Source organism: Bacillus sp. AFS077874, assembly GCF_002566505.1.
Taxonomy (GTDB): Bacteria; Bacillota; Bacilli; order Bacillales; family Bacillaceae_G; genus Gottfriedia.
In genome coordinates this window covers 106,120-133,115 of the sequence record NZ_NUYF01000014.1, presented here as the reverse complement: position 1 = coordinate 133,115, position 26,996 = coordinate 106,120, and the positions used below count along the sequence as shown (strand labels likewise).

The 26,996-nt window shown below is 31.6% G+C and carries 28 protein-coding genes; 10 read left to right on the top strand and 18 right to left on the bottom strand.

What is annotated here, in order from left to right; genetic code table 11:
• Positions 1-75: 75 nt before the first annotated feature.
• Genes COJ46_RS16985 through COJ46_RS16975 form a run of 3 tightly spaced genes read right to left on the bottom strand, consistent with a single transcriptional unit; the run spans position 76 to position 2,771 of the window.
• Positions 76-804 carry an EcsC family protein gene (locus COJ46_RS16985; RefSeq protein WP_097973750.1) on the bottom strand — a complete coding sequence of 243 codons (729 nt, stop codon included), beginning with the start codon at positions 802-804 and terminating at the stop codon, positions 76-78.
• A gap of 12 nt (positions 805-816) precedes the next feature.
• Positions 817-2,037: an ABC transporter permease gene (locus tag COJ46_RS16980; RefSeq protein ID WP_097973752.1), complete on the bottom strand. Its 1,221-nt coding sequence runs from the start codon at positions 2,035-2,037 to the stop codon at positions 817-819.
• The gene (locus COJ46_RS16975; protein ID WP_097973753.1) at positions 2,034-2,771 is read right to left on the bottom strand and encodes an ABC transporter ATP-binding protein; all 738 of its coding nucleotides are present in this window, start codon (positions 2,769-2,771) and stop codon (positions 2,034-2,036) included. Before COJ46_RS16975 ends, COJ46_RS16980 begins: the two co-directional genes overlap by 4 nt.
• Positions 2,772-4,935: 2,164 nt before the next feature.
• On the opposite strand from COJ46_RS16975, the gene COJ46_RS16970 reads away from it, so the two are divergent.
• Both COJ46_RS16970 and COJ46_RS16965 read left to right on the top strand, forming a co-directional pair.
• On the top strand, positions 4,936-5,373 hold the full coding sequence (locus COJ46_RS16970) for an HIT family protein (protein ID WP_097973755.1): 438 nt from the start codon (positions 4,936-4,938) through the stop codon (positions 5,371-5,373).
• A gap of 353 nt (positions 5,374-5,726) precedes the next feature.
• Positions 5,727-6,287: an HTH-type transcriptional regulator Hpr gene (locus tag COJ46_RS16965; RefSeq protein WP_097973757.1), complete on the top strand. Its 561-nt coding sequence runs from the start codon at positions 5,727-5,729 to the stop codon at positions 6,285-6,287.
• Positions 6,288-6,560: 273 nt separating this feature from the next.
• Here COJ46_RS16965 and COJ46_RS16960 read toward each other — a convergent pair whose 3' ends face one another.
• Positions 6,561-6,650 carry a YjcZ family sporulation protein gene (locus tag COJ46_RS16960; protein WP_097973758.1) on the bottom strand — a complete coding sequence of 30 codons (90 nt, stop codon included), beginning with the start codon at positions 6,648-6,650 and terminating at the stop codon, positions 6,561-6,563.
• A gap of 98 nt (positions 6,651-6,748) precedes the next feature.
• The gene (locus COJ46_RS16955) at positions 6,749-6,832 is read right to left on the bottom strand and encodes a YjcZ family sporulation protein (RefSeq protein ID WP_082459494.1); all 84 of its coding nucleotides are present in this window, start codon (positions 6,830-6,832) and stop codon (positions 6,749-6,751) included.
• A 431-nt stretch (positions 6,833-7,263) separates the two neighbouring features.
• Here COJ46_RS16955 and COJ46_RS16950 point away from each other — a divergent pair, with 431 nt between their 5' ends.
• Positions 7,264-8,085, top strand: a complete 822-nt coding sequence (locus tag COJ46_RS16950; RefSeq protein ID WP_097973760.1) for a peptidylprolyl isomerase — start codon at positions 7,264-7,266, stop codon at positions 8,083-8,085.
• A gap of 117 nt (positions 8,086-8,202) precedes the next feature.
• Here the strand turns inward: COJ46_RS16950 and COJ46_RS16945 are convergent, their stop codons facing one another.
• Together COJ46_RS16945 and yhaM are read right to left on the bottom strand one after the other, a co-directional pair.
• Positions 8,203-8,406, bottom strand: a complete 204-nt coding sequence (locus COJ46_RS16945) for a sporulation YhaL family protein (protein ID WP_056472082.1) — start codon at positions 8,404-8,406, stop codon at positions 8,203-8,205.
• 68 nt (positions 8,407-8,474) lie between these two features.
• Complete coding sequence (gene yhaM, locus COJ46_RS16940) at positions 8,475-9,413, bottom strand: 3'-5' exoribonuclease YhaM (RefSeq protein WP_097973761.1); 939 nt, start codon at positions 9,411-9,413, stop codon at positions 8,475-8,477.
• A gap of 337 nt (positions 9,414-9,750) precedes the next feature.
• Between yhaM and COJ46_RS16935 the strand changes: the two genes are divergently transcribed.
• The gene (locus COJ46_RS16935) at positions 9,751-9,936 is read left to right on the top strand and encodes a YhzD family protein (RefSeq protein ID WP_097973763.1); all 186 of its coding nucleotides are present in this window, start codon (positions 9,751-9,753) and stop codon (positions 9,934-9,936) included.
• A 174-nt stretch (positions 9,937-10,110) separates the two neighbouring features.
• On the opposite strand, the gene COJ46_RS16930 is transcribed toward COJ46_RS16935, so the two are convergent.
• The 5 genes from COJ46_RS16930 to COJ46_RS16910 form a co-directional block, all read right to left on the bottom strand.
• The gene (locus tag COJ46_RS16930; protein WP_286133421.1) at positions 10,111-10,659 is read right to left on the bottom strand and encodes a DUF1510 family protein; all 549 of its coding nucleotides are present in this window, start codon (positions 10,657-10,659) and stop codon (positions 10,111-10,113) included.
• 370 nt (positions 10,660-11,029) lie between these two features.
• Positions 11,030-11,818: an enoyl-CoA hydratase gene (locus COJ46_RS16925; protein WP_097973766.1), complete on the bottom strand. Its 789-nt coding sequence runs from the start codon at positions 11,816-11,818 to the stop codon at positions 11,030-11,032.
• Between the two features lie 72 nt (positions 11,819-11,890).
• Positions 11,891-13,378, bottom strand: a complete 1,488-nt coding sequence (locus tag COJ46_RS16920; RefSeq protein ID WP_097973768.1) for a coproporphyrinogen III oxidase — start codon at positions 13,376-13,378, stop codon at positions 11,891-11,893.
• 125 nt (positions 13,379-13,503) lie between these two features.
• Positions 13,504-14,373, bottom strand: coding sequence for a Cof-type HAD-IIB family hydrolase (locus tag COJ46_RS16915; protein ID WP_097973770.1), 870 nt, complete (start codon positions 14,371-14,373; stop codon positions 13,504-13,506).
• 211 nt (positions 14,374-14,584) lie between these two features.
• Positions 14,585-14,941: a YlbF/YmcA family competence regulator gene (locus COJ46_RS16910; protein WP_097973772.1), complete on the bottom strand. Its 357-nt coding sequence runs from the start codon at positions 14,939-14,941 to the stop codon at positions 14,585-14,587.
• Positions 14,942-15,114: 173 nt separating this feature from the next.
• Here COJ46_RS16910 and COJ46_RS16905 point away from each other — a divergent pair, with 173 nt between their 5' ends.
• From COJ46_RS16905 to COJ46_RS16880, 6 genes are all read left to right on the top strand, one after another.
• Positions 15,115-16,209 (top strand): YheC/YheD family endospore coat-associated protein, encoded by a 1,095-nt coding sequence (locus tag COJ46_RS16905; protein WP_097973773.1) that lies wholly within the window; start codon positions 15,115-15,117, stop codon positions 16,207-16,209.
• An 18-nt stretch (positions 16,210-16,227) separates the two neighbouring features.
• Complete coding sequence (locus COJ46_RS16900) at positions 16,228-17,313, top strand: YheC/YheD family endospore coat-associated protein (RefSeq protein ID WP_097973775.1); 1,086 nt, start codon at positions 16,228-16,230, stop codon at positions 17,311-17,313.
• Positions 17,313-18,668: a YheC/YheD family endospore coat-associated protein gene (locus COJ46_RS16895; RefSeq protein WP_286133422.1), complete on the top strand. Its 1,356-nt coding sequence runs from the start codon at positions 17,313-17,315 to the stop codon at positions 18,666-18,668. The genes COJ46_RS16900 and COJ46_RS16895 overlap by 1 nt, the downstream gene beginning before the upstream one ends.
• A complete protein-coding gene (locus tag COJ46_RS16890) occupies positions 18,665-19,840 on the top strand; it encodes a YheC/YheD family endospore coat-associated protein (RefSeq protein ID WP_097973777.1) in 1,176 nt (391 codons plus the stop codon). Before COJ46_RS16895 ends, COJ46_RS16890 begins: the two co-directional genes overlap by 4 nt.
• A 231-nt stretch (positions 19,841-20,071) precedes the next feature.
• Positions 20,072-20,995, top strand: coding sequence for a PucR family transcriptional regulator (locus COJ46_RS16885; protein ID WP_176522446.1), 924 nt, complete (start codon positions 20,072-20,074; stop codon positions 20,993-20,995).
• A 131-nt stretch (positions 20,996-21,126) separates the two neighbouring features.
• Complete coding sequence (locus tag COJ46_RS16880; RefSeq protein ID WP_097973780.1) at positions 21,127-22,224, top strand: ABC transporter ATP-binding protein; 1,098 nt, start codon at positions 21,127-21,129, stop codon at positions 22,222-22,224.
• A gap of 55 nt (positions 22,225-22,279) precedes the next feature.
• Here COJ46_RS16880 and COJ46_RS16875 read toward each other — a convergent pair whose 3' ends face one another.
• From COJ46_RS16875 to COJ46_RS16850, 6 genes are all read right to left on the bottom strand, one after another.
• Positions 22,280-22,531 carry a hypothetical protein gene (locus COJ46_RS16875; protein WP_097973782.1) on the bottom strand — a complete coding sequence of 84 codons (252 nt, stop codon included), beginning with the start codon at positions 22,529-22,531 and terminating at the stop codon, positions 22,280-22,282.
• 77 nt (positions 22,532-22,608) lie between these two features.
• Positions 22,609-22,812: an alpha/beta-type small acid-soluble spore protein gene (locus COJ46_RS16870; protein WP_097973784.1), complete on the bottom strand. Its 204-nt coding sequence runs from the start codon at positions 22,810-22,812 to the stop codon at positions 22,609-22,611.
• A 191-nt stretch (positions 22,813-23,003) separates the two neighbouring features.
• The gene (locus tag COJ46_RS16865) at positions 23,004-23,738 is read right to left on the bottom strand and encodes an amino acid ABC transporter ATP-binding protein (RefSeq protein ID WP_097973786.1); all 735 of its coding nucleotides are present in this window, start codon (positions 23,736-23,738) and stop codon (positions 23,004-23,006) included.
• Between the two features lie 14 nt (positions 23,739-23,752).
• Positions 23,753-24,448, bottom strand: coding sequence for an amino acid ABC transporter permease (locus COJ46_RS16860; RefSeq protein ID WP_097973787.1), 696 nt, complete (start codon positions 24,446-24,448; stop codon positions 23,753-23,755).
• Positions 24,435-25,232: an amino acid ABC transporter substrate-binding protein gene (locus COJ46_RS16855; protein WP_420488130.1), complete on the bottom strand. Its 798-nt coding sequence runs from the start codon at positions 25,230-25,232 to the stop codon at positions 24,435-24,437. Before COJ46_RS16855 ends, COJ46_RS16860 begins: the two co-directional genes overlap by 14 nt.
• 832 nt (positions 25,233-26,064) lie before the next feature.
• Positions 26,065-26,946 (bottom strand): hemolysin family protein, encoded by an 882-nt coding sequence (locus tag COJ46_RS16850; RefSeq protein WP_141437755.1) that lies wholly within the window; start codon positions 26,944-26,946, stop codon positions 26,065-26,067.
• Positions 26,947-26,996: the final 50 nt, after the last annotated feature.

The window sequence follows — 26,996 nt, the reverse complement described above, 5'->3', positions numbered from 1 at the left end:
AGCAACGAAGAAAGCGAGCGTTTGTCAACAGTCTGAAAGGAGAACTTTTTAGTTCTCCTTTTAGTATGTAACTCTTTAGATGAGATTTTCATTCTTCTTCATATACCTTAATCGATAAGCATTTTTAGCCGTTTCACCTAATTGTTCAAGAAGTTGATAATTTACATATGCTCCAACAGGTGCTCCAATAATAGGAACTAATTGCAGAAGTTTTGCTAAATCGATATGATCTCGATATTCTAGTTGTAATTGCTCCCAATTGACTTGGGGATTTTCATCTACTTTATCTTCCCACTTTTCAATAACTTGAAATACTTTTTTGCGATGGCTGTCACTTGAAAAAGCAAGTTGAAAAATATACAACATGAATTGTCGTTCAAGCTCATCTTTAGGCGAGTAACCATATATTTTTGCTGCCTCAACTAAAAACCTAATTTTTATCCCAAGTAATAACGGAAAATCAGCAAGACCGAGTAATATTCCCCCCGCTCCTGTACCCGCACCTTCTACAGCTGAAATCTTTTTGTACTCGTTTAACTTTTTATCTAAGATTAAATCCCTTTCTCTAAGTGTTAATGCTTCATACTCTTCACCACTGCCATTAAAAACAGTAGACCCTCCCATAAATAAAACCGTCATATTTTTAACTGTTTTTGTGAGCAAGTCTTGGATTTGTTCTGGTAATAATGATTGAAGCTTTAACTGAACTTTTTTTGCAGAAGTTTGAAAAATATTTGAATCGGACATTACTTTTTGTTTCCATCTAGATAGTTCGTACTGAATACGAAGTTCATAAGAATCCATTCTGTCCACCCTTTACAATTTTTGTGGCTGACTTAACCTTTTATGCACATAAAATTTAATTAACCACATTGAAAATAAAGTATACACAACGATTGCAATAATAAAGTTTAAAATTGACAAGCCCTTTATTAAACCAATAATACTAAAAACTAGACTACATATTATCAGTAGTATATACAAAAGTGTCGAAATAGATTTTTTATTTTCTTCATTTGTATAAGGATAAATTTTCCACAACAAATGATAGTTGTACTGTTTTAAAATAGACATATTCTGTAGGGAGATTACGTATAGAAATAAAATGCCAATCAATATTTTCCCAATCGTAGTTGGCACCAAGTAAACTACAAACCCACCTACGAAAAGTTGTCTTAAAAACATACTTAAATAGTTACCATTTCGGATAAATGTACGAACTAGTAAATAATTCGCAGCATTTCTCATTTTAATTTTATTAATGATTGGATCGGCCCATTTTCTTCGCTTAACTTGTTGTTGAATAGACGGTACATCAGTAAACATATTCGCAAATCGATAAAAAGTCGCTAATCTTGAAGTATCAAGTTTAACATTTCTTTCCCATTGTACTCTTTTATTTTTACTACCTATTTGAATAGATAATGCATAAACAGCTAAAATTACGATCATTATTACAAGGAAAAAACTGCTCCATTTACTTAATAAGCCATAAATAAATAAGAAAGTACCTAGCAACCTTAAAAAATAATCAAAAGCTCGGTTTAAAACACCGCTATTTGTAAGGTGCATGTATGAAACAAAGAGATTGTATCCTTTTAATAAGAAAATTATTACCATAAAGACGATAAAACTTGTTGTTTGTCCTAGTGAAAATTTCTTATATATTGGATATATCACACCTAGCATCATTAACATTAAATAAACTTGAACGATGTATGTAATTAAAAAGGAGCGGATAAAGTAACTTTTCATCTTTTTTTCTAAAGGTAGTAAATAATGTAAATCAGGTCCTTTAAAAAAAGTAGTAACTTGACCTGTTACAACAAGAAAACTAAACAGAATAGAGATTAGTAAAATAGCCGGAAAGTCTGGAGAAATTGTTTTTAGCATTTGTTGATAATAATATGCTCCTCCTCCAAATCCAAAAACAATTACAAATTTTATATGATCATTAAAAATATAACGACCATATTTACTCATTTCTTTTAAAAAGCTCCTATACCGTGCTAACCATAATTCTTTGATCGTACTCATATTTCTTTTTCCTTCGTTGCAAAAATATAAATTTCATCTAATGAAGCATTTGGCATATTATATTGAGTTTGTAATTCGTTTAATGTACCTTTTGCAATAATGACTCCTTCATGCAAAATAATAAATGAATCACAATAAATTTGAGCAGTCGATAAAATATGAGTAGACATTAAAATGCCTGCTCCTTTTTCTTTTTCATTGTTCAAAATCTCAAGTAAATCATTTATCGCGATTGGATCAAGTCCTAAAAATGGTTCATCTATTATGTATAACTGTGGTTGGACAATAAGGGCACAAATGATCATTACTTTTTGTTTCATCCCTTTAGAGAATGTCGAAGGAAAATATTTTCTTTTATCATATAATCTAAATGTTTTTAATAATTCTTCACAACGATTTTTAAAATCCTTTTCAGGAATATTATAAGCCAGGGCTGTAATTTCTAGATGTTCCTGTAAAGTTAATTCATCATAAATCATCGGAGTTTCAGGAACATATGATATGCTACCACGATATGCAGTTGGATCTTTATCAAAAGATTCACCATTAATTAATATGTCACCTTTAGATGGTTTCAATAGTCCTAATATATGTTTTATTGTCGTACTCTTACCGGCACCATTTAACCCGATTAAACCAACAAGCTCATTCCTATTAATCGTAAATGAGACATCTTTAATGACAGGCTGTCTAGTGTATCCACCTGTAACATCTTTTACATGCAATAAGGTCATTCTTTACAAATCCTTTCAAATGTACTTTTCTATAAATTTTATTGTATCAAATAATAATCTTAACTTCCTTAATATCATATTTATGGAATACTAAAAAAAAATCCTTCTTTTTTTGAATACTATTTTAGGTTAAGGGTATTATAATTCATGAAGGGAAAGCAACACACTTTCCAGTTCAAAATTTGAAATGAGGTGTGTGTTAAAGGAAATTTAATTTGCGTTCAAACCTAAGTCAGATAATTGTTTAAGTGAAATGAGGTATCTCCAAAGATTAACATCGTTGTCATTTACAGCAATGCAAAAATCTAAGGAGATGGTGCGCTTGAACATGTTCTATAAAAACAAAGGTCATTAGTATACCAATTTGTAAATGAGGTGTCTCGAGCAGAACATATAATTTATTTATAGGTGTACCAATTTATTGAACATTAAAGCAAATGAGGTGTCTGTTAAAGACAATTTAACTTATTAACCTAAAATGTTTTCTAAAATCTTTCCCCTTCATCAAGGAGCAACTACTGGTTGCTCCTTGTTTTATTTGAAAAACAATCTTGTCAATTAATTACCAAATTTTCGTAAAAGGAGTATAGTGATGTTGATTTCCACTACGGGGTCTCGCTTTCCATGGGGCGAGATTCTTTAGCCTCCTCGGCGTCGCCTGCGGGGTCTCAGCCTTCCCGCTTATCCCATAGGAGTCGAGCACCCCTTTTGTTCCAATCAACTTATTCCTAATAAAAATGGTTACGCAAAAACCTAATGTAATATCCTTTACTTAGAGTTGCATAATAGCTTTATTTGAGTCATAAATTGCTTAACATATTAACAGTTAAAACCATGAAAGATCATTTAAAAAATGTGAAAAGAAACAATATTATCAATTAATTACCTTATTTTCGTAATAGTAGAAGGTTGATTTCCAATACACGATGCTCGCTTTCTCAGACTTCTTGCATTTCCCATGTAGTCGAGTATTCTTTCGTTCCAATCAACTTATCATATAAAGATGTTTACATTAAAGCTACTTCCTTCTATTATTTATACTCTCATTTATCCAATTAACCAATAATGAGCTCATTTCTTACAATCATATCTTCTTTTCAAAAATTTTCTTCTGCTTAAAGTATACTTTCTTTACCGCAGGGCATCATAATTCTTGAAGGGAAAGCAACACACTTTCTAATTCAAAAATTTGAAATGAGGTGTGTGTTAAAGGTAATTTAATTTGCGTTCAAACCTGTGAAAGGTAACTGTTAAAGTGAAGTGTCTCCCAAGATAAAGCATCGTTGTATAAAACAGCAGTGAAAATATCAAAGGAGATGGTTAGCTTGAACATTATCACTTAAAATCAAAGGTTTTTGTATACCAATTTGTAAATGAGGTGTCTCGAGCAGAGCATATAAATTTATTTTAAGGTGTACCAATTTTTTGAACATTAAAGCAAATGAGGTGTCTGTTAAAGACAATTTATAATTACTCCAATATTCTTTCCTCTTCATCAAGAAGCAACATAGGTTGCTTCTTGTTTTATGTTGTTGAAAAGAAATTATGTTATGTTGATTTCCACTCCTAGATGCTCCACCTTGGTTTGCTCCTCGAGGGCACGTCCCCGTTCCCCTGTACTTATACTCTTAATGATCCAAAAATTTAGTCTTAAACTGCTTTTAAGGGTTTTTATTGTTTTTGCATACTTTCTTTCATATAGGGCATCATAATTCTTGAAGGGAAAGCAACACACTTTCCAGTTCAAAATTTGAAATGAGGTGTGTGTTAAAGGTAATTTAATTTGCGTTCAAACCTATGCAAGGGTAGTTGTTGAAGTGAAATTTCTCCATAGATAAAACATCGTTGTATAAACAGCAGTGAAAACATCAAAGGAGATGGTTAGCTTGAACATTATCACTTATAAACAAAGGTTTTAGTATACCAATTTGAAAATGAGGTGTCTCGACCAGAGCATATAAATTTCTAATAAGGTGTGCCAATTTATTGAACATTTAAAGCAAATGAGGTGTCTGTTAAAGACAATTTATAATTACTCCAATAAAATCTTTCCCCTTCACCAAGAAGCAACATAGGTTGCTTCTTGTTTTTTTCCTGCCCCTATTTCCCCTTTAACCTACCCCTATGTTAAAATAAGGAAAAAAGTGAAAGGAAGTATGAAAAAATGGCACATGACACTAATTGTATTTTCTGTAAAATTGTTGAAGGTAGCATTCCAGCTTCAAAAGTATACGAGGATGATGATATTTTAGCTTTTTTAGATCTAAGTCAAGTTACAAAAGGACACACATTAGTCATTCCAAAGAATCATGTTGAAAACATATTCGAAATGAGTGAAGAGACAGCTAGTACATACTTCCGAAAAGTACCTCACATTGCTAATGCAATGAAAGAAACTTTTAATGTCCAAGGTGTAAATATATTAAATAATAGTGGTGAAGTTTCAGGTCAAACTGTATTTCATTATCATATGCATATTTTACCACGATACGGAAATAATGATGGCTTTGATGTAAAATGGCTTTCAAACCAAAATCAATACACAAATGAAACGCTACAAGAGATTGCAAAATCTATCGAAAATAACATTATTAAAAAATAATAAAATCATCCCTTTTAAAAACAAAAACAGGAGAGTGAATATCTCCTGTTTTTGTTTTTTTTATGTAAATCCCATCTGAATTCTGCATTTTATACTATATTTTTATAGATTTATATTATATATTTACTATATTACCAATAATATTTTATCGACAATCACTCTATAGTTTCGTTAAAATTATTATATAAACATAATTTAATTGACCCACAACACTTAATTATAATATAAAAATGTAGAATTTTATCAACTACTTTGTGAAAATTTTTAAAAATTCTAACTAAAAGTTCTTTATTTCTTCACATATTATTGGCATAATAATAAATAGATAGTTAAATAGAAAAGAAGGTGAATTGATGAAAACTGAACAAAAATTATACACAATGAAAGAAGCTTTGATTTTTAGTCAAAGAATTGCCCAAATTTCTAAAGCATTATGGAAGTCAGTTGAAAAAGACTGGCAACAATGGATTAAGCCCTATGATTTAAATATCAATGAACATCATATTTTAATGATCGCCTTCCACTTAAAGGGTGCGTCTATTTCTGAAATTGCTAAATTTGGTGTAATGCACGTATCGACTGCTTTTAACTTCTCTAAAAAGCTAGAAGAACGTGGTTTATTAGTGTTTTCTAAAAAAGTAGAAGATAAACGTAATACGTATATTGAATTAACAGAAAAAGGTAAAGATATGCTATTAGAGATCCTAGGTGAATTTGATCCAGAGACAAATTCAGTTTTTCAAGGTACTTTACCATTAAAAGAGTTTTATGGTAAATTTCCAGAAAATATGGAAATTATGGCTATTTTACGTAATATTTATGGAAAAGATTTTATGGATATATTTGAAACAACTTTAGGTAACATAGATAAAGAATTCATTGAAGAAGATAATCGTTTAATTAAGAAACCTTAATATCTTCTTTAAAGTTACAATTTCAGTTTATATGCCGTGAAATTGTACACATAAATAGAAGCGGGGCAAGATTAATTAAATCCTTCCGCTTTTTATTTCGGCTAATTTTGTTCAAATTTTCACATAAATACCTCTTTAAAATCCTCAGGCTTATTTCCTTTTCATTTATTTCTAAATTTCATTTAACAAGCATCTGTACTAACTATTTCATCTGGAATATAAACTCAACCGGAGGTACAATACCTCCGGTCGAATATTTGTCTTATTTACAAATTAGATGCAAGCTGCTCCTACGATAATTAATAAGATGAACAATACAACGATTAACGCAAATCCTCCACCATGGAATCCTACGCCCATCATTCACACCTCCTTTTGCTACATATCTTATCTTATGCGTGTAGTAAAAAATGGTCTGGGCAAATGTATAAATAACCTTCATTTTTGAAGATTCATACTACTTATAAAAATGAACACCCAATAATGATTAACAAAATAAACAGGATCACGATTAATACAAATTCATTCGATGCTTTCCCCTCCATTTTTCCACCCTCCTAACAGTAATCCATAATAATATATAGACGAATGCCTTAAATGATTGGGCTAATGTCACGATTGACAAGTTTTTAATTTGCAGGATAAGCATGATTTTTAGGTAAAGTCAGGAGTTAAAATATAAAAAATAGAAATCTGCATTCATTTAATCCCCTACTCTGATAGTGCCTACATTTCATTTAAAACTAGTTCAAGTTTCCTTAAAATTAATTTATTTTTAGTTAAAAAGCATACCAAATTATTCTTTTTTTGGATAAACTTTGTCATATTGAAGAAAAATATGTTATATTAAGTGAAGTAATTTCCAGTAAAAGGTACGTCTAAATACAGGAAAAATTAAGATTTAAGCTCCATACTTTAATAAGTAAAATTTTTCTTTATAAGAAATCATTTTAAATTTTTATTAGGAGATGTTTAAATGAAAAAGTTAATCGTATCTGCAGTTTTAGCTACCTCAGTATTCGGACTAGCAGCATGTGGATCTGCTGGTATTAGTAACGATGTTGTTGCTACATCTAATGCGGGAGATATCACATCTAAAGATTTATATAACAAGATGAAGGATACAGCAGGATTAGCAATGCTTAAGCAAATGGCTATTGAAGATTATTTAAAGAAAAACTACAAAGTTAGTGATAAAGATGTTGATGCTAAATTCAATGAGTATAAAACACAAAATGGTGACCAATTTAAAGCTTTCTTAGCACAGTACGGATTTAAAGATGAAGCAGCATTTAAAGATCGTGTTAAAATCGATCTATTAACTGAAAAAGCTGCTGAAGCTTCAGTTACAAAAGCTGATTTAGCAAAATATAAACCAGAAATTAGAGCTAGTCATATCTTAGTAAAAGATGAAGCTACAGCTAAAAAAGTTGAAGAAGAATTAGCTAAAGGTGCAGATTTTGCAGCAGAAGCAAAAAAATATTCTACTGACACTGGTTCAAAAGACAAAGGTGGAGATTTAGGTTATTTTGGTGAAGGTGCTATGGTACCTGAATTCGAAGCAGCTGCTTACAAATTAAAAGTTGGAGAAATCAGCCAACCAGTTAAATCACAATTTGGATACCATGTTATTAAATTAACTGGTAAAAAGACTGCTAACGAAAAAGATGCTCGCAAAAAACTTGCAGAGTCTAAGCTAAGCCAAGAAAACTTCCAAGCATTCTCTGATGAACTTCTTAAAAAAGCTAAATTTAAAGTAAAAGATAAAGACTTAGAAAGCCAAGAGAAAAAATCATAAAAAAAACCTGCCTAATTGGCAGGTTTTTTAGTGTTTAGATAAAGTATACTAAAAAATTGAGTTTCAGACTGATTGCNNTTTGTCAACAGTCTGAAACCTGCCTAATTGGCAGGTTTTTTAATTGGATGAAATCTCAGAGTTAATAAGTAATTGCTCTCTTCGTTCTCTTTCTTCTTTAATTCTTTGTAAGTAAATTTCTCCCTCTTTTTCAATGAATGCTTCATCTGCATCTCTTTCTTGTTTCGAGGTGTAAAGCACCATAAATCCACTTACAAAAATTCCTAAAATCACGATATACATCCAAAATGGTAAAATTGGCATTGTTTTTCCTCCTTAGTAGACAAGCATTTGCTTCATTATATGGCTAATAAGGAGGAAGTATGATTAATTTAAAATTTTGGTTTGTAAAAACTACGATTTTCTAATGGGAAAATACGCTCTGTATATTCTCCTGGTTCAACTCTTTCAAGTGCGCGGTCTAACATATTCATTTTTGCATCAATATTATCAATATAATGTAAAATTTCCGCTTCTTTAATTAAAGGTAGTTTTGGACTACCGTACTCATACTTACCATGGTGGCTCAAAATAAGATGCTGTAGAACAGTAACCTCTTCTCCCTCAATACCTAGTTCGATTGAGGCATTTCCAATTTCAATTGCCATAAGCGAGATATGACCTAATAAATTACCTTCTACAGTATACTTTGTTGAAACTGGACCAGATAATTCTCTCACTTTTCCTAAATCATGTAGTATGATTCCAGCATATAGTAAATCTTTATTGATTGAAGGATATAAATTCGCAATTGACTCACCTAATTTCAACATACAAAAAACATGGTATGCTAAACCAGAAACAAATTCATGGTGATTCTTAGTTGCCGCTGGAAAATCAAGAAAATCCTCTTGATTTTTTAATACTAGATACTCAGTAAGCTTTTTAAGTTTTTCATTGGCCATATTATTAATATATGAAGTAATTTTCTCATATAATTCTTCTTTAGAAACTGGTGCTCTTGCGAAAAAATCTTCCGGATTAACTTCGTCTGTATCTTTAGTTGGACGAATTTGGCGTAATTTAAGTTGAAGTTTTCCTCTATAATCGTGTAGCTCCCCTTCAACTTTTACAACAGTTCCTTCTACATACGCTTCTTCTTGCTCTGAAGAAATATCCCAAAGCTTCGCCTCAATATCTCCACTTTGATCTTGTAAAGTTAAAGATAAGAATGTTTTTTGATTACTTGCTACACCTTTAGTAACAGCTTTGACAAATAAAAATGTTACAAAACGTTCGCCAACTTCATGATCATATACTTTTTTATCCATAAGTACCTCCATTTTGTATATGCTTCCTTAAGCTCTACTTAAGTAAATAGCTTAAAATATTTTGGAAAATTAATTTCACAAAATAAAAAAAGGAAAATCAAATTATGTATTAGTCGTTTTACTTATCTATTATACGTTAAAATAGATACTTAGCCCAACAATGTTCATACAAAAAATTAAGACATAATCTAACAATTCTTAAAATCTGTTGTAACCTCCAAATGTCAAAATTTTAAATCCGAACTGAATTTTTTTATAATTCAAATTATTACTTTACACAGCTTTTCAATCTATGCCAAAATAGTAATATCGCAACTACTTTAGGGAGGTCTAGGACATGGCAACATATCGAATTACTGCTTTTGAAAAAAGTGGCGAATCAATTGTCGATGAACAATTTGAAGCTAATTCTGACTTAGAAGCAAAAAAAATTGGTACAGAAAAACTTAATACACTCGGTGCACTTGATAAAACACACCGTTGCATTAGTCAAACTGGTAAACTACTTTTATTTCATCCATAATAAAAAAAGCTGCGAAAATTTATCGCAGCTTTTTTGTTTTGATCTAAATTAAGTACCAATCAAAGTTTCAACACTTTTCAACTTCTGCTTGGCGTGGACTACCTTTTAATGAAAAAGCCGTCGAGAATTTCTTAACAGCCATAGGATTACCTTTAAGTACATCCTATTTACATTTTATGAAGCAGGTTCAACTTTTGTAGCTTTATAGCCAGAGCCATCCCATATGAGATATACTCGATATTTTTGCGAGCCTTTTGTCTTTGCTGATACAGTCCCGACTGAGCCACCTGGGTTGCTTTTGTCACTACCTAAAAACCATACAGTCATATTGCTTGGATCTGTTCCAACAGCAGAAGAGATTGTCTGAAGCATTGCCTGCCAGTCTTGAGAATTTCGATCATAGCTTGTCACATGTTTGGTACCAGTTTGTGCACCCGTTTGTTCTGGTGATTCCGGTGCCGTGCCCTCTGATTCGTCATCATCAATTGTTTGAACCGTTGTTGATGTCTCTTTTACACCATTTTCATCATTCTTTTTGCTGTCTTTGGCTGAGGCATAAGCACTTTTATTAGATCCTGCCTTATTATCATTCGGCGAAAAAATGGAATACGAAACAAATGCTATTAGTATTAGTACGATTCCAATTGATCCAAATAAAATGAGTTTTGTTTTTTTTCTTTTCGCTCTTGACGTTGTACGTGAATTGCTTTGAATCTTTTTCAATCTAACCACTCTCCCAAAACTGAGAATGTCAACATTCTACCATGAGTGGAGAAAAACTTATAGTCTTGTATTTTAAAATTAACCATTTCGTAAAACAACTGTTAAGTTTTTTTCATTGTCAGACACAATTTAACTAACAAAGACTAGTGCATAATAGAATATAGACAATCTAATTTTTAATGATTTATACTTTTTTATATTAAATACTTAGGATTACAGAAAGAAAATAGTAGTGTGATCGTAAATAGTCATAAAAATATTCTATCTACTATTTCAGGTTATTTCATTGTACTTTTGTTAATTTTATTTGTACATCTTTTCTTTTCTTCTAATCAAAAAAATCGACCGAATCCAGTCGATTTCACGATCCTTATTTACCAGTAAAAACCGGCAGTCTCTTTTGTAAAAAGGCCTGTACACCTTCTTGATGATCTGCTGTTCTTCTCATTGCACTTTGTCCTTCTTTTTCAAATAAAAGTACATTTTTTAAGGACTCTAAGTTACCGTTACTGTAGATTTGTTTTGTTTGGATCATCGCACTTACTGGTTTTTGAAGAATAGACTTCACGCGTTCATTAATTTTTTGTTCAAAGTCCCCACTGATTACTTCATCAATTAAACCAATTTCTAGCGCTTGCGTTGCATTTAGTTTTTTACCTTCCCAGATCAGTTGTTTAGCTTTTGTTTCACCTAACCTTTTTTCTAAGAAGTAATGTGCACCACCATCAGGAATTAAGCCAATTCCGATAAAGTTCATTGCCAATACACCTGATTCGTGAGCAAGAACGAAATCACTAGCAAGAGCAAAACTTAGTCCTATTCCAGCAGCTGGTCCATGAATCGCACTAATAACGATTTTAGGTAAAGTATATAATTTAACTGCTACATCTGTAATTAAATCCATTACTGGACCAAAAGCAGACTCATCTGTGTTACTTAGCATTGATTTTAAATCTCCACCTGAAGAGAAACCTTTGCCATTTCCACATAGAACGACTACATCAACGTCTGAGCTAGCAATTTCATCCAGTACATCTCGAAATTGTCTGAATGTATCTTCATTCATTGCATTCAATACTTCAGGTCGATTAAATACAACAGTGGCAACTCGTCCCTCTTTTCTTAATAAAACATGTTCTGCCGTGTTTGAAATAGACATAAAAAAATCCCCCTTGTTTTCATTGTTAATTTAAACATTAAACATCGCAAGGGGAAATTCCTTTATTTTTCATTAATTTGATTGATTACTTTTCGAAAATAACTCATCTAAAATCTTAATTTTTGCATTTGTATAATGCTCATAACCGTCATTATATGATTTAGGATCTTTTGCATTAGCAAAACGAGTTATTTGACGAGTTTCTGGATTTACGAACTTACTAGATGCACCACAACCTAAACCAATAATTGTTTGTTCTTCTTCCATAATTAATATATTATACAAGCTTTCTTGACCATCAACAGAGTAACCAATGTTCTCAAGATTACCTAATATATTTTTTTGACGATATAAATAGTATGGATGATAGTTATGATTTTTTGTCCATACGGTTGCTTCATTCATCATTTGCTGCACTTCATCTCGATCTGCAACTTTATATTTTTGTTTGTTTTGCGTCATTTCTGAGGCTCTTTTAAATGAAAGTGTATGAACAGTCAATGATTCAGGCATTAACTTTTCAGTTTCATCTAATGTATATTGAAATTCTTTTAAACCTTCTCCAGGTAAACCAATAATCAAATCCATATTTATATTGTTCATACCCATTTCACGGGCTAGATGGTACTTTGTTATTGTTTCATCCACAGTGTGATGTCTACCAATCGCTTTTAACGTTTCTTGAATATAGGATTGTGGATTAATACTAATTCGATCAATATTCCATTTATTTAAAACATCTAATTTTTCGGGTGTAATTGTATCAGGTCTACCAGCCTCTACCGTAATTTCACGAACCTGCTTCATATTTGGAAATGATTCGTGCATCTTAGCATACAGTAAGTCCATTTCTTCTGCTGTAATACTAGTAGGTGTCCCTCCACCATAATAAATCGTCGTAATGTTAATGCCACGTTGCTTTAGAAATTCGCCGATTTTTTCCATTTCGAAATGTAATCCATATAAAAATGAATCGACTGCACCTTGTTTCCCTTGAATAGCATAAGCTGGGAATGTACAATAAGCACACTTAGTAGGGCAATATGGGATACCAATATAAAGACTAACTTCATTTTGCAAGTTATATAAATCTGGTATTACTTTTAACTGACGATCGACGATTGATTGCATTAATTCAATTTTTTCGTCATGGATTAAATAATCATTTCGTAGCTCTTCATGCGCCATTTCCTTTGACATACCAGATTTAAGTTTTGAATGAAGGAGCTTAGTTGGTCGTATACCAGTTAAGATTCCCCACTTTTGCTGAATTCCGGTATGCTCTTGTAGTAATGATAAAAAGACAAAATTAACTGCTTTCTTTTTAAATTTAAATGATTCTCGATCATCTTTACCATCTACATAGCTTGTAGTTGCTTCGAAATTCGTACCTAGCTTACCGGTTACTTGTTTATTAACTTCATCTAGCACAAAACTTACTTCAATATCTGCATCTATTTTTTCTAACGATACATCACAGTCTTCAAAAAATAGTTGAGCTAATAGCTCTAACGGTCTTTGAAAACGAATATCCTCTAAGCCTTTAATATATATTTTCATTTTATTTATCACCTTTTTAAGTTATCACTTAAGTATAAAATTAAAGAGTAACGAGGTCAATTATTTAAAATTCACTGAAAAAGCCTGGTTTTCGAAGAGGATTCTCTTGAAAACCAGGCTTTTATTTATTTTTCGATTTTTAAATGTGTTTTTAAGAATGGCAGTGGGAATTGTTTCCTGAAATGCTCCTTGATCATATAAGGAACACCATTTTGATCATTTGATCTTGTAATCCAGTCAGCAACTTTTTTAATCTCTACAGGAGCATTTGACATAGCAACTCCTAAACCTGCATGCTCGATTAATGGTAAATCACTATAATTATCTCCGATTACAACCATTTCGTGATAAGAAATTCCTAAATGTTCACCTAATCGTTTTAATCCTGAATATTTTGAAATTCCTTTTCGGACGATTTCAATTTTACGATCTTCATCACATAAGCAATCAAGATGTGGATACTTTGCATTCAATTCTTTTTTCACGTTATTTTTCTCTACTTCATCAGAGAAATAACATTCGATTTTTAAAGGTGATATTGAATTTTCCAGAATGCTATCTGAAAGTGATTCAACAAATTGGATTGGATAAAAGACAGGATCAGCATTTGATAAAACTGCTTTTGCCACTAAATTAGATTGTAATTTTTTTCGATTTCCAATTGAAAAATGTTCATGTGACAACCGAATATTACAATCATATTTTTCTAGTTTTTTAACGATGTCATAAGCTTCTTCCTCTTCAATTCTCTTTTCAAATAATGGTTCATCAAGCTTTGAAGAGATAAAGGCACCTGAGTGAGAGACCAAAAGGTTATTAACCTTAAGAGCTTTTGCGATTTTTTTTGTAGCTTGAAAATTTCTACTTGTATATAAGGTTACATAAATCCCTTTGTCTTGAACGTATTCAACAGCTTCTTTCGATTCTTTTGAGAGTTTTCCATTGGATTGCAATAAAGTACCATCTATATTAATTGCAAGTAACTTATAAATCACTTAATCTCCCCCATTTCGCGAAGAAATACCTTACTAGAATATATGACATGCTTCATTTAATTAGAACATTATAGGCTGTTATTATATCCATTCTTATACTAAAAAAGACTCCATTTCAATGAAGTCTCTCTTATGTGCTAGGAAAAATTTAAAGAAAGGCAGGAAAAAGTAAAAGAATGAATGATCCTCTTCTTATCCTGCCTTTTAAATATTAAAGTTCAAGTAAAGCTTTATAAAATTCTTCTAATGGACTCATGACAATTTTATTTACATCTTGGATGACTAAATTTAGTCTTTGTTCCACTTGCATTAAGTTTGCAATTAAAGGATTTTGAGACACTCTTGCAACAATTTCTTGTCCTTTTGCATTTTCTTCAGGTGTAACTGCTTCACCTTGATACATTTTTTGTTGCATCGCTTTTTGGAAGTTTTGAAATTCCATAAATAATGGTTTTGCATTTGGATCAGCTAATACTTGTGAGTAAAGTGATTGTAAGTTTTTAAATTCTGGTTGCTCCTTAAAAGCGTTTTGTAGTGAGTATGCAATATCATAAATATTTACAGCCATGTTACTACCTCCTATAAACTTTTGTATCTCCACTATAGCAAACATTCTATTATATGTCAGTCTTTCTAAAACAAATCAAACTTTCTTCCCTAAAAATTTCCTAAATACATTCACCAACTAGGCGAATATCACATAGTATACAACGACAATTATTTTGGAAAGGAGGAGAATCATTGCAATCTTTTCCTAAAAATCAAGAACCCCAATCTTTTGTTGTAGTAACTGATTCGATCAATGAGGAGTCATTAAATCCGCTCGGTTCAATAACGACACTTTGTGAGGAACTATCAGAGTTATGCAGAGACTCTGATATTGATTTCTATGTAACGACATTAAAAAAACTACTAACGAATGAATTAACTGGATATAAGCGTTCAGAAAATGGCTGGACTTTAATGAATGTACCTGCCCCATCCATCATTCATAATCGAATTCATTCGAGAAGACTTGAACGAACGAAAGAGTTTAAATTACTAAATTCTTCGCTATCAAGTCAACAAATACCTTTTTTTAATGCTCGCTTCTTAAATAAGCTTGAAGTTTTTAAAGCTCTGATTGATACAGCCTATATAAAGCCATACGTTCCATACACTGAGGAATGCTGCTCAGTCGAACAATTAGAGAATTTTATTCAAAAATATGAAACGGTTTTTATTAAACCCATTCACGGTAGCCAAGGAAGAAACATTTTTAAGGTTACAAAAGATAAAGATTTGTATCGTTTAAAAAATAGCCAAAATTCCGAAGTAGAAGTTGAATATAAATCAATTTCTCAACTATTTCACCCAATTAAACAGCAATTAAGTAAGCGGACTTTTATCATCCAAGAAGGCTTACCTTTAATCAGTAAGGATGATCGACTTGTTGATTTTAGATTTTTATGTCATAAAAATAAATTTAATAAATGGGAAGTAACTTCAACTGTAGCAAGGATTGGTCACCCTACGCAGTTTGTAAGCAATTTGGCCCGTGGGGGAGACCTTCAAAAAATTGATGAATTTTTAAGTCAATATTTACCAAAGAAAGAGCGAATTCACTTTAAAAAGTTATTGATTGAATTAGCCATCGAATGCTGTATATGTATAGACTCCTCCTTTGATGGATTATTCGCGGAGTTTGGTGTGGATCTCGCTATAGACAATGAATTTAACCCTTGGGTTATCGAAATAAATTCAAAGCCTTCTAAGGATTTAGATGTTTCAGACCCAATTCAAAAAATTAGACCTTCAACAAAAGCTATTTTTTCTCTTGTTCAATCATATTTATAAGTACAAGGAGTGAAAAGAATGAGAATAGGTTATTTATCTCTTAAAGAAAGACAAGAAGGTGAATACGTTCAGCATATGGCGAAAGAAGCAAGTAAACTTGGTTACGAATTCGTTCAATTTACCCCTTTTAATATTCAACCAGCTACTGAAGAAATTATGGGTTGGAAGTATATAGCAGAAACAGAACAATGGGAGAAAACAACATTTGAAATACCGAATTATATTTATGATCGTTGCTTCTATTCCCCAAGCATTAAAAGTAAGCAAGCAAAGCCTATCGTTGACTGGCTAAAAAAACGTAAAGACATCACTTTTTTAGGATATGGACTGCCAGGAAAATGGGAAACTTATCAAGCTCTAGCAACTGATGAAAGTTTAAATCCATATATCCCTAAAACAAAGAAACTATTACACTTAGCTGTATTTTTTGAAGAACTTAGAAAAACGCGCAAGCTCGTCATTAAACCAATCCATGGTTCAAGAGGAATCAATATTTATTTTATTACGTTAAGTGCTTATTCAATTAGTGTTTCAACACAAAAACAAAAGGAAGTAATTGAAACTGTTTACGAAACGCGCGATGAATTTTTTGAGTGGCTACAACCGATTGTAGAATCAAAAGGATATGTTTATCAAAATTATCTAGACCTCCAAACAAAATCACGTGAAGCATTTGATTTAAGGATCCTTTTACAAAAAAATGAAAAAGGTGAATGGCAAGCAGTTGGAAAAGGTGTTCGCATCGGTCAGCCTAATTCAATTGTTGCAAATTTAAGTGCGGGAAGTAATGCAGTTCCATTTGAAGAATGGATCACTCAATTTAATCAACGAACTGCTTTAATATTACAGCAAGATATTGAGACAATTTGCAAACAATTACCAGTCACCCTTGAAAAGAATTTTCTACCTTTATTTGAAATTGGTTTAGATTTAGGCATCGATTCAAATCAAGCCATTTGGATTTTAGATGTTAATTCAAAGCCTGGTAGAAAAGTTTTACTTCAAACCGACCCTTCTATCCAACAAAAGCTTTACTCAGCACCAATTCAGTATTGTTTACATTTACAATCGAAATCTAAAAGTGAAAGAAGTGAAATTAAATAATGAATGAAGTTTATAAAATCGTTACTCATCGACAGAGTAAGAATCTAGTATGTATACCTGAAGAGCTTACTACTTCTAGAAATATTGAATATATTGCTTTTGGTCAAAAAAAATACCCTTGTCAACTAGTTACGATGAATACACTTCACAATATTATTTCAATATCAGAGCATTTAGTCGAAATGCTCTGTATACCTTTTGAAGGTTCTATTGAGCCAATTATTATCGGAAATACTTTACAGCTTGGGCCACTAGTCGGAATTTTCACCGCCGGCTTTACTGAGTCACTACTTCGCCCTATCGGTGATCGTAGCTTTATGTTTGCAAACTTAATTGCTGAAAATAATCACAAAAATAGCTTTATATTCGTATTTGGTACTCACGGAATCGATTGGGAATCTGAAACCATTCAAGGTTATTTCTTTACGAATAAAAGATGGACCAAAGAGGTCGTTCCTTTTCCAACGGTTATTTATAATAGGTTACCTAATCGAAAGGTTGAGGTTCATAAATCAATTAAACGAGTACGTCAAAAACTAGAAAAAGAATACAAAATCCCATGGTTTAATCCTGGATTCTTCAATAAATGGGACTTATATGTAAAATTGAAAAATGAAGAATCAGTTGCACACTATCTCCCGAAAACAGTAAAGTTCCATAATTTTGACACGATTGAAGAATTATTATCGCAATACCAATTTGTATATGTAAAACCCGAAAATGGTAGCCTTGGTTCAAAAGTAATTTTAATTCGTTACCACCGAGAAGAAGGAATTTATTATTGTAGATATCGTGATTATGAAACAAATAAACTTCAAAAATTCTCATCACTTCAATCTTTAATTAATCATGTTTTTCGTAGCACCAAGTTACACGACTTCATTGTACAACAAGGTATTTCACTAATTCGTTACGAGCATCAGCCTGTCGATTTCCGAGTTCATACAAACAAGGATGCTTTAGGAAAATGGCATGTAACGGTTATTGCCGCTAAAGTAGCAGGAAAAGGTAGCACAACTACCCACTTAAATAATGGTGGTCGAGTGAAAACTCTTGAAGAATTATTTGATCAGGAAAAAGCGAAAAGAATTCATGATAAATTATCTACAGCAGCATTAAAAATTAGTGAATCTTTAGATCGTCAAGTAGATGGTCATATCGGAGAAATTGGATTTGATATAGGTGTTGATAAGGATGAAAAAATTTGGCTTTTCGAAGCGAATTCCAAACCTGGAAGATCAATCTTTTCAAATCCTAATTTCCAAGAAAATGACAAACAGATAAAAAAACTATTTTTGGAATATGCTACTCACCTTTCCAAAAAAGGTAATGAACTCGAGGTTTCAATGAAATGATCTCTGTTTTTTATCATCTTGATAAAAATACTTGGTCGCATGACCATAGTGAATCAAGATATTCCATAGGCCATAATCGGCTTACTATATTACCATCCCACGACGATCGTTCAAATTCCATACAATTTCAGGTAAAAAAAACCGGAACCCATTTAGGCCCTATTATCGGTATTTTAACAAACGAAGATCGGCTACCTTTTAGTGGAAATATTAAAACCTTTAAAAGAATTTGTAAGAAGGTATTAACTGAAGGCGGTATACCTATCATAATAACCCCTACCGCCCTCTCTGGTAATTCGGTTACATGTTATACGTTTTGTTTTAAAACAAAAAAATGGCTTAAACTATTTTCCCCTTTACCAGACGTAATTTATAATCGCATCCCATCTGTTCAGTACGAATCTAACGATGATTATAAAAATTTCCGAGAAAAAATCTCAGAACTAAACATTCCTTTTTTTAATGAATCATATCTCTCAAAAATACAAACAACATCAATATTATCTTCAAACGACTTTTTAAAAAGTTATATACCAAAGACAATCAATTTAACTAGCGAAAAAGATTTATATTTCTATTTAAAAAAATGGAAATTTCTATATATAAAGAAACATAATTCTTCAAAGGGATTTGGGGTGTTTAAGCTCTCCTTAAAAAGTGACAAAGAAGTCTTAATCCGGAATGCATTTCATGTAGAATTGGTGAAATCAATTAGTGATTGTTGGAAATTTCTAAGTTCATTAAGCGAGGACTTTATTTGTCAACAAGGGATCGTGAGCGAATTACCTGATGGAAGAAAGTTTGATCTACGAATTCTTGCACATAAAAATGAAAATAATTATATTCTTTCCGGTATCGGTGTAAGAGTAGGAACATTTAATGCTATTACAACTCATGTACCTAGAGGTGGTAGCATTATTACAATTGAAGAACTACCGATTGAATTAAATTTTTCATTATTACAAGAAATAGTCAAACAAACAGGTATTGCATTAAATATGGATGATGCACATTTTTATGAATTCTCAATGGATATCGGAATTCAAAACAATCATTACTATATTTTTGAAATTAACTCAAAACCAATGGTCTTTGACGAAATTGCAATCAAAGAACAAGGACTTGAAAACTTAATTCGACTATTTTATGAACTTTCGAATTTTAGACAGTAGTTAAAAGATTACTGTAACAATGTACAAAAAACTTGAGTCTCAGACTGATTGCAAGCGTTTGTCTTTCGAGGCGCGAGGGCTGGTGAGGAGCGGAGTTACCTTTGAACGGTAATGAGCACCGCAGACAGACGAAGCAACGAAGAAAGCCAACGTTTGTCAACAGTCTGAGCTTTTTTATTTTTATTAACAATGATAAACTAATATGAAATAATGCGTCGGAAGGAAATAAATATGATTGATAAAATTAAGACATTGTTTGGGAGTGAGTCTATTTCAGTCACGCCTGATGAGAGTACATATATGGATTATTCTTGGTTTTCTACTGAGAATCAAGAAATTTTCGGGATTAAAAAAAATTCAATATCAGAGGAACAAAATAACCTACTGGAATGTCTTTTTACAAAATTAGAATCAGATGCAATTTTGATGCCATCTGAACAAAGCGAGTGGTTCCAATATTTATTTTTAAGTAAAGGACATAATCCCTTCTCTTTCGAAACTGGAGCTACTCTCCCTACCTCAATTCGTTTTATTCATTTTTATAGCAATCAGTTATTCTCTAATAAAAATGAGTTTGAAGAAGCAATCAACGCATTCTTTCATAAAGAAGTAATAGTCGTTTGGAATTCTGCTAAGGAAGGCGTCATTATAGAAAAAATAATCGATCAACCTTTTAACAAAGAATTTTTAGAGCATATGCAAGAAATCATTGCAGCTGACTTGTACCATGATGTTACTTTTTTTGTAGGAAAACGCTACTCACCATTAGCAAATCTAAGCCTTTATTTTGATATTGAACATCAATGTTTTAAAAAAGCTTTATCCGTAAAAAAGCAAAAAAATATACTTTGGTTTTCAAAAGAAATGCTTTATTATATCCTTTCCTTTTTACCAGATGATTTACAAAAGGAATTACCTAATTTATTTTTGAATGATATGAAAATTGATGACCCAATTCTTTCAACGGTAAAAATCTTTCTTCAACAAAATTTAAATGTTACTGCTACTTCCAAAAAAGCTTTTTTACATCGAAATACTGTTCAATATCGTCTTGATAAGTTTTCGGAACAAACTGGTATAGATTTAAAGCATTTCGAGGATGGACTAGTTATATTTTTAGCAATTCATCTACTTGAGATCGTGAATGAAAATTAATTAAAGCCTATTTTGTGCACCTTGTACAAAGTAGGCTATTTTTTTTGTGAACCTTTGACATTGTTTAAAAACGTTTAAATGTTTACAATTTAATCAATGAAACCGATTACAAATAGTTGGAGGTAATACTGATGGCAGAATTAAAATTAGATCACATTTATAAAATTTATGATAATAACGTAACAGCTGTAAAAGATTTTAATCTTCACATTGATGACAAAGAATTTATCGTATTCGTTGGTCCTTCTGGTTGCGGTAAATCAACAACACTTCGAATGATCGCTGGTTTAGAGGATATTTCAAAAGGTGACTTCTTTATTGACGGCAAGCGAGTAAATGATGTTCAACCAAAAGATCGTGACATCGCAATGGTATTCCAAAACTACGCACTTTACCCACATATGACTGTATATGATAACATGGCTTTCGGATTAAAATTACGTAAGTTTGACAAAGCAGAAATTGATCGTCGTGTAAAAGATGCTGCACGTATTTTAGGTCTTGAGGAATATTTAAACCGTAAACCAAAAGCTTTATCTGGTGGACAACGTCAACGTGTAGCTCTTGGTCGTGCAATTGTACGTGATGCAAAAGTATTCTTAATGGATGAGCCATTATCAAACTTAGATGCAAAATTACGTGTTGCAATGCGTTCTGAGATTTCAAAATTACATCAACGTCTTCAAACGACAACTATTTATGTAACACATGATCAAACAGAAGCAATGACAATGGCTACACGTTTAGTAGTCATGAAAGATGGGATTATTCAACAAGTAGGTACACCAAAGGAAGTTTATGATCGCCCAGAAAACGTATTCGTTGGTGGATTTATTGGTTCACCTGCAATGAACTTTGTTTCTGGTAAGGTTGAAGATGGTCATTTTAACTTTGGCAGCAAAAAAGTTGCTATACCTGAAGGAAAAATGAAAACATTACGCGATAATGGATATGTTGGAAAAGAAGTTATTTTAGGTGTACGTCCTGAAGATTTACATGACGAACCAGTATTTATCGAAGCATCTCAAGGTACAGTTCTTGATTTAAAAATTGAAGTAGCTGAGCTTTTAGGAGCAGAATCAATGCTTTATACTAACTTTGAAGGAAATACATTAGTAGCTAGATTAGATGCACGTTCAACATTTACACATGGTCAAGTAATCAAATTAGCAGTAGATATGAACAAAGTTCATTTCTTTGATAAAGAAACTGAATCTCGTATTCGATAATTTAATAATAAATTAAACATAAAAATAACGCGGTACCATTTTAATTGGTACTGCGTTATTTTATTTTCTCAATAATTTTAAGAAAACCTTCGTTACAATCCGGACAATTAAACATATGAGTACAATACTGATTTGAATTTAGCTCAGTTAAACCATCAGCTTTTGCTGAAATGTCATAATCTAAATATGGACTATATTTATCTTCGTAATCAACAGCTCTGCCTTTATCTTCACAATGATTTTCACAAATTGGACATTTTAGTTTATAATACTCAATTCCATTGCACAGTGGACAAATACCATCCATAAAAAGCTCACTCCAATTTCATTTACTTCATTAAGAAAGGATGGAGATTAATCTCCATCCCTTATTAGCCATAGCTATTATTTTGTATAACCACCTAAGCTTTGTTCAGCCATTTGAACTAAACGTTTAGTGATCTCACCACCTACAGAACCGTTAGCACGAGCTGTAGTATCAGGACCTAAGTTTACTCCAAACTCAGAAGCGATTTCATACTTCATTGCATCTAATGCTGATTGAGCACCAGCTACTACTAAGTTGTTGCTGCTATTGTTGTTTGCCATGTTGTCTCACCTCCTTAAGTAGTGTAATGATAGTATGACTCTAATCGATTAACATATGTATGTTTAGCTAATGTAAATTTTGGAAAAAACATTTTAATTGGTTTTTCCGCGTTTTTTACATAAAAAAAGCACTAGATCAACATCTAGTACTAGTTTTCTACACTATATTGTAAATTATTTTATCTTAAAAATTATTGTATTAATTGTAAAAATTGTTTTGTTCTTGCATGTTTAGGATGCTCTAAAACATCTTTAGGATGACCTTGTTCAACAATATAACCACCGTCCATAAAAATGACTTCATCCGCTACATCTCGAGCAAATTTCATTTCATGTGTAACGACAATCATTGTCATTCCCTCTTCTGCTAACTCCTTCATTACCTTTAGAACTTCTTGTACAAGCTCTGGATCTAATGCTGAAGTTGGTTCATCAAATAAAATGACTGTTGGTTCTAAGGCTAACGCTCTAGCTATCCCCACACGCTGTTGCTGTCCACCTGAAAGTTGATGTGGTAATAAATTTATTTTCTCTTCTAATCCTACTTTAGTAAGTAAGTCAATTGCTTTTTGTTTTGCAACATCTTTTTTTATTTTTTGTACAGTTACTAAACCTTCCATTACATTTTCTAACGCTGTTAAGTGAGGAAATAAATGGTGTTGTTGAAAAACCATACCTGTTTTACTTCTTAAAGAAATAATTTCTTTTTTCGTAACTTTATTAGAAAAATCTAATGTCTGTTCATCAATTGTTATCTTACCATCTGTCGGATGCTCTAAAACATTAATACATCTTAAAAATGTTGTTTTCCCAGAACCAGAAGGGCCGATAATAGCAGTAACAGTACCTTTTTCTACATTTAAGCTAACATCTTTTAATACTTCTAATTCACCAAAATTTTTTTTAATATTTTCTAGTTTTATCATATGTTCTTCCTCCATTACTTAGCAACATAGCGTTCAACTCGAGCTTCTAATCGACCTTGAATGACTGAAAGGAAGAAGCAAATTATCCAATAGATGAATGCAGCCTCTATATAAACAACTAAAAATTTATAATTCGTTGCAGCTATTTCCTGAGCTGTTCTAAACATTTCAGTAACTAAAATTAATGAAGCCAAAGAAGTGTCTTTTACTAAACTAATAAAAGTATTTGATAACGGCGGTAAAGAAACTCTAGCCGCTTGAGGAATAATAATTCGTTTTAATGTTTGATTATATGTCATGCCGATTGAATAAGCAGCTTCCCATTGCCCCTTATCAATCGACTGGATTGATCCTCTAATAATTTCAGATGCGTAAGCACCAACACTTAATGAAAAACCAATAATAGCAGAAATATAAGGTGATATTGTTACATGTATCGAAGGTAAACCATAAAAAATAATAAATAATTGTACTAAAAGAGGTGTCCCTCTAATGATTGAAACATAAAATTTTGCTATTCCATTTAAGAATTTATTACCTGACAGACGGAAAAGTGCGGTAATAAATGCTAATACAATACCTACTACAAATGTAATAATTGTTAATGGAATAGTGCCTATTAAAGCAGTTTTAACCATTGGAAGGAAAGAATCCTTCGCAATGGTTAAATTGTCACTCCACTCTGGGCTGAGTATATTATTTAAGTCCATCTTTACCGAACCATTTTTGTACTATTTCATCATACTTCCCGTCTTTTTTCATATCTGCAAGTGCTTTGTTCACTGCTTTTACTAATGAATCATCATCTTTACGGAACATAAATCCACTGTTAGAAGCATCCTTTTCTAATGCTGCAATTTTAACTTTATTGTCGCCAGTTTCATTTAAATAGTTTTGAATTGATAATTTATCGTTGATTGTAACATCAGCACGGCCTGTTTCAATTAATTGAATTGCTTGGCTAAAACCTTCTACCCCAACTAATTTAGCTCCATATTTCTTAGCTAAGTCACCATAATTACTTGTTAAAGATTGAGCAGCATTTAAGCCTTTAATTCCATCAAATGAGTTAACTTTTGAATCAGATTTTACAACTAATGCACCTGATGAAGTGATATATGGATCAGAGAAATAATATTTTTTCTCACGATCTGGTCTAATACCAACTTCATTTGCAATGATGTCAAAACGTTTTGCATCTAAACCTGCAAACATTGCATCCCATTGAGTTTCAAAATATTTTGGTTTTACTCCTAAACGTTTTGCAACTTCATTTGCTAAATCAACATCAAAACCTGTTAATTTACCAGATTTATCATGGAACGTGAAAGGTGCATACGTACCTTCAGTACCAATTTTTAACTCTCCGCTATCCTTCACTTGAGTTAATAAATCTTTTCCTTTTGCAGTTTCTTCTTTTTTATTTGTATTGCAACCTGCCATAACACCTGCTGCTAAAAATAACGAACCTAATGTTAAACCAATTTTCTTAATATTCATTCTTCAATCTCCCTTAACCTTATCGGAATTGTTTGTTTTGAATTGTGTGTCTTAAATATATTGCATGTATTAAAAAATTACAACAAAAAAATCTTATATTTTTATTATTTTTCTTTTTGCCTTTTTAATTCTATTTTTATGATAGAAAAAGAAATTTGGAAAAATCGGGCGTCTAAGGAAAACAAGAATTTATCATTAACCTAAAATTACCAAAATAAGAAAGTAAAAATCGTAATCATATTATTTTCTTTAAGATCTAAACTGCATCGTCAACACAAACATAAAAAAACTCGACTCCTAAGAACGAGTTTACAGAGTGTTGAAATGTAACACGATCTATAGAGAATACAAAATTTAGTGGAAGTTAATATTCATTTTATATTTATTAACGATTTTAAATGTTAAAGTGTTTCAACAATTTTAATATACCAACAATCTATAGTAATTGTTTTTTATTAAATTAATTAAAAATTTTAAGAGCAAATTTTAAATATATCGTTCTAAATGATTATTTATAATTGATTGTTCAATCTCAATTGACTTAAAAATCGTTTATTAAACTGTTACACTAAGTAAAGGATATTTAATTAGTATTTTATCGTAAACTTTTTTTGAAGAATTAGTTGATTGGAATGGAGGGATGCTCGACTCCTATGGGATAAGCGGGAAGGCTGAGACCCCGCAGGCTTGCCGAAGAGGCGAAAGAATCTCGCCCCATGGAAAGCGAGCATCCTGTAATGGAAATCAACATCACTCAACTCCTTTTACGAAATTTTGATAATTATAATTGACAAGATTGTTTTTAATAATATAAAAAACTCGGCTCCTAAGAACCGAGTTTACTTTGCAAATTTTGTTGATTTATTTTTACAATTACACTTTGGATTCTTCTATTTTGAACTTCTTTAATGATGAAGGTTAAATTTTTATATTGAAGTAATTCTCCATTTTTTGGTATATGTTTAAAACTTTCAAATAACCATCCACCTAATGTTAAATATCTACTACTAGGTTTTTTTATGTTAAATCGATTAAAAAAACTCGATAAGTCAATTGCGGCTTGGAATTGGTACTCATTCTCATTTATTTGGAAAAACTCATCCTCTTGCTCGTCAAATTCATCTCTAATTTCGCCAACTAGTTCTTCAATTATATCTTCAAGCGTAACGATACCGGAAGTTCCTCCAAATTCATCCATAACAATAGCTAGATGTGCATTTTGTTTTTGAAGAAGTTTTAGCACTGTAGAAATTTTCATTGTTTCCATAACAAAAATCGGCTCTCTAATCAGTTCATGAATATTAACTGTTTTTTTTTGTATTAGTTGAGTTAAAAATTCCCTTTCAGAAATTACACCAATTATATGATCAATATCCTGCTCATAAACTGGGATTCTAGAATACCGTTCTTGTAAAAATAAATTACATATATAGTCCACAGATTCATTTATATCAATCGCTACCACATTTGTTCGGGGTGTTAAAATGTCATTTACTTTTTTTTCTTTAAAAGTGATTATTCTTAAAAATAATTCATCTTCGTACAAGTTAAATTGTTCTTCATCATCAACATCAAATAAATAATTATGAGTTAAAAGATGTTTTTCTTTTGACTCTACATTTTTTCGATCATTAGATTCCTTAAAAAAAAGTCGGTTAATAAAGTCTAAAAAAATTTTTATACCATTACCCGAGGGAGCATCTGACAAGCACTTCACACCCCTATAACAAATTTTTTTAATTATTAACTATCGACAAT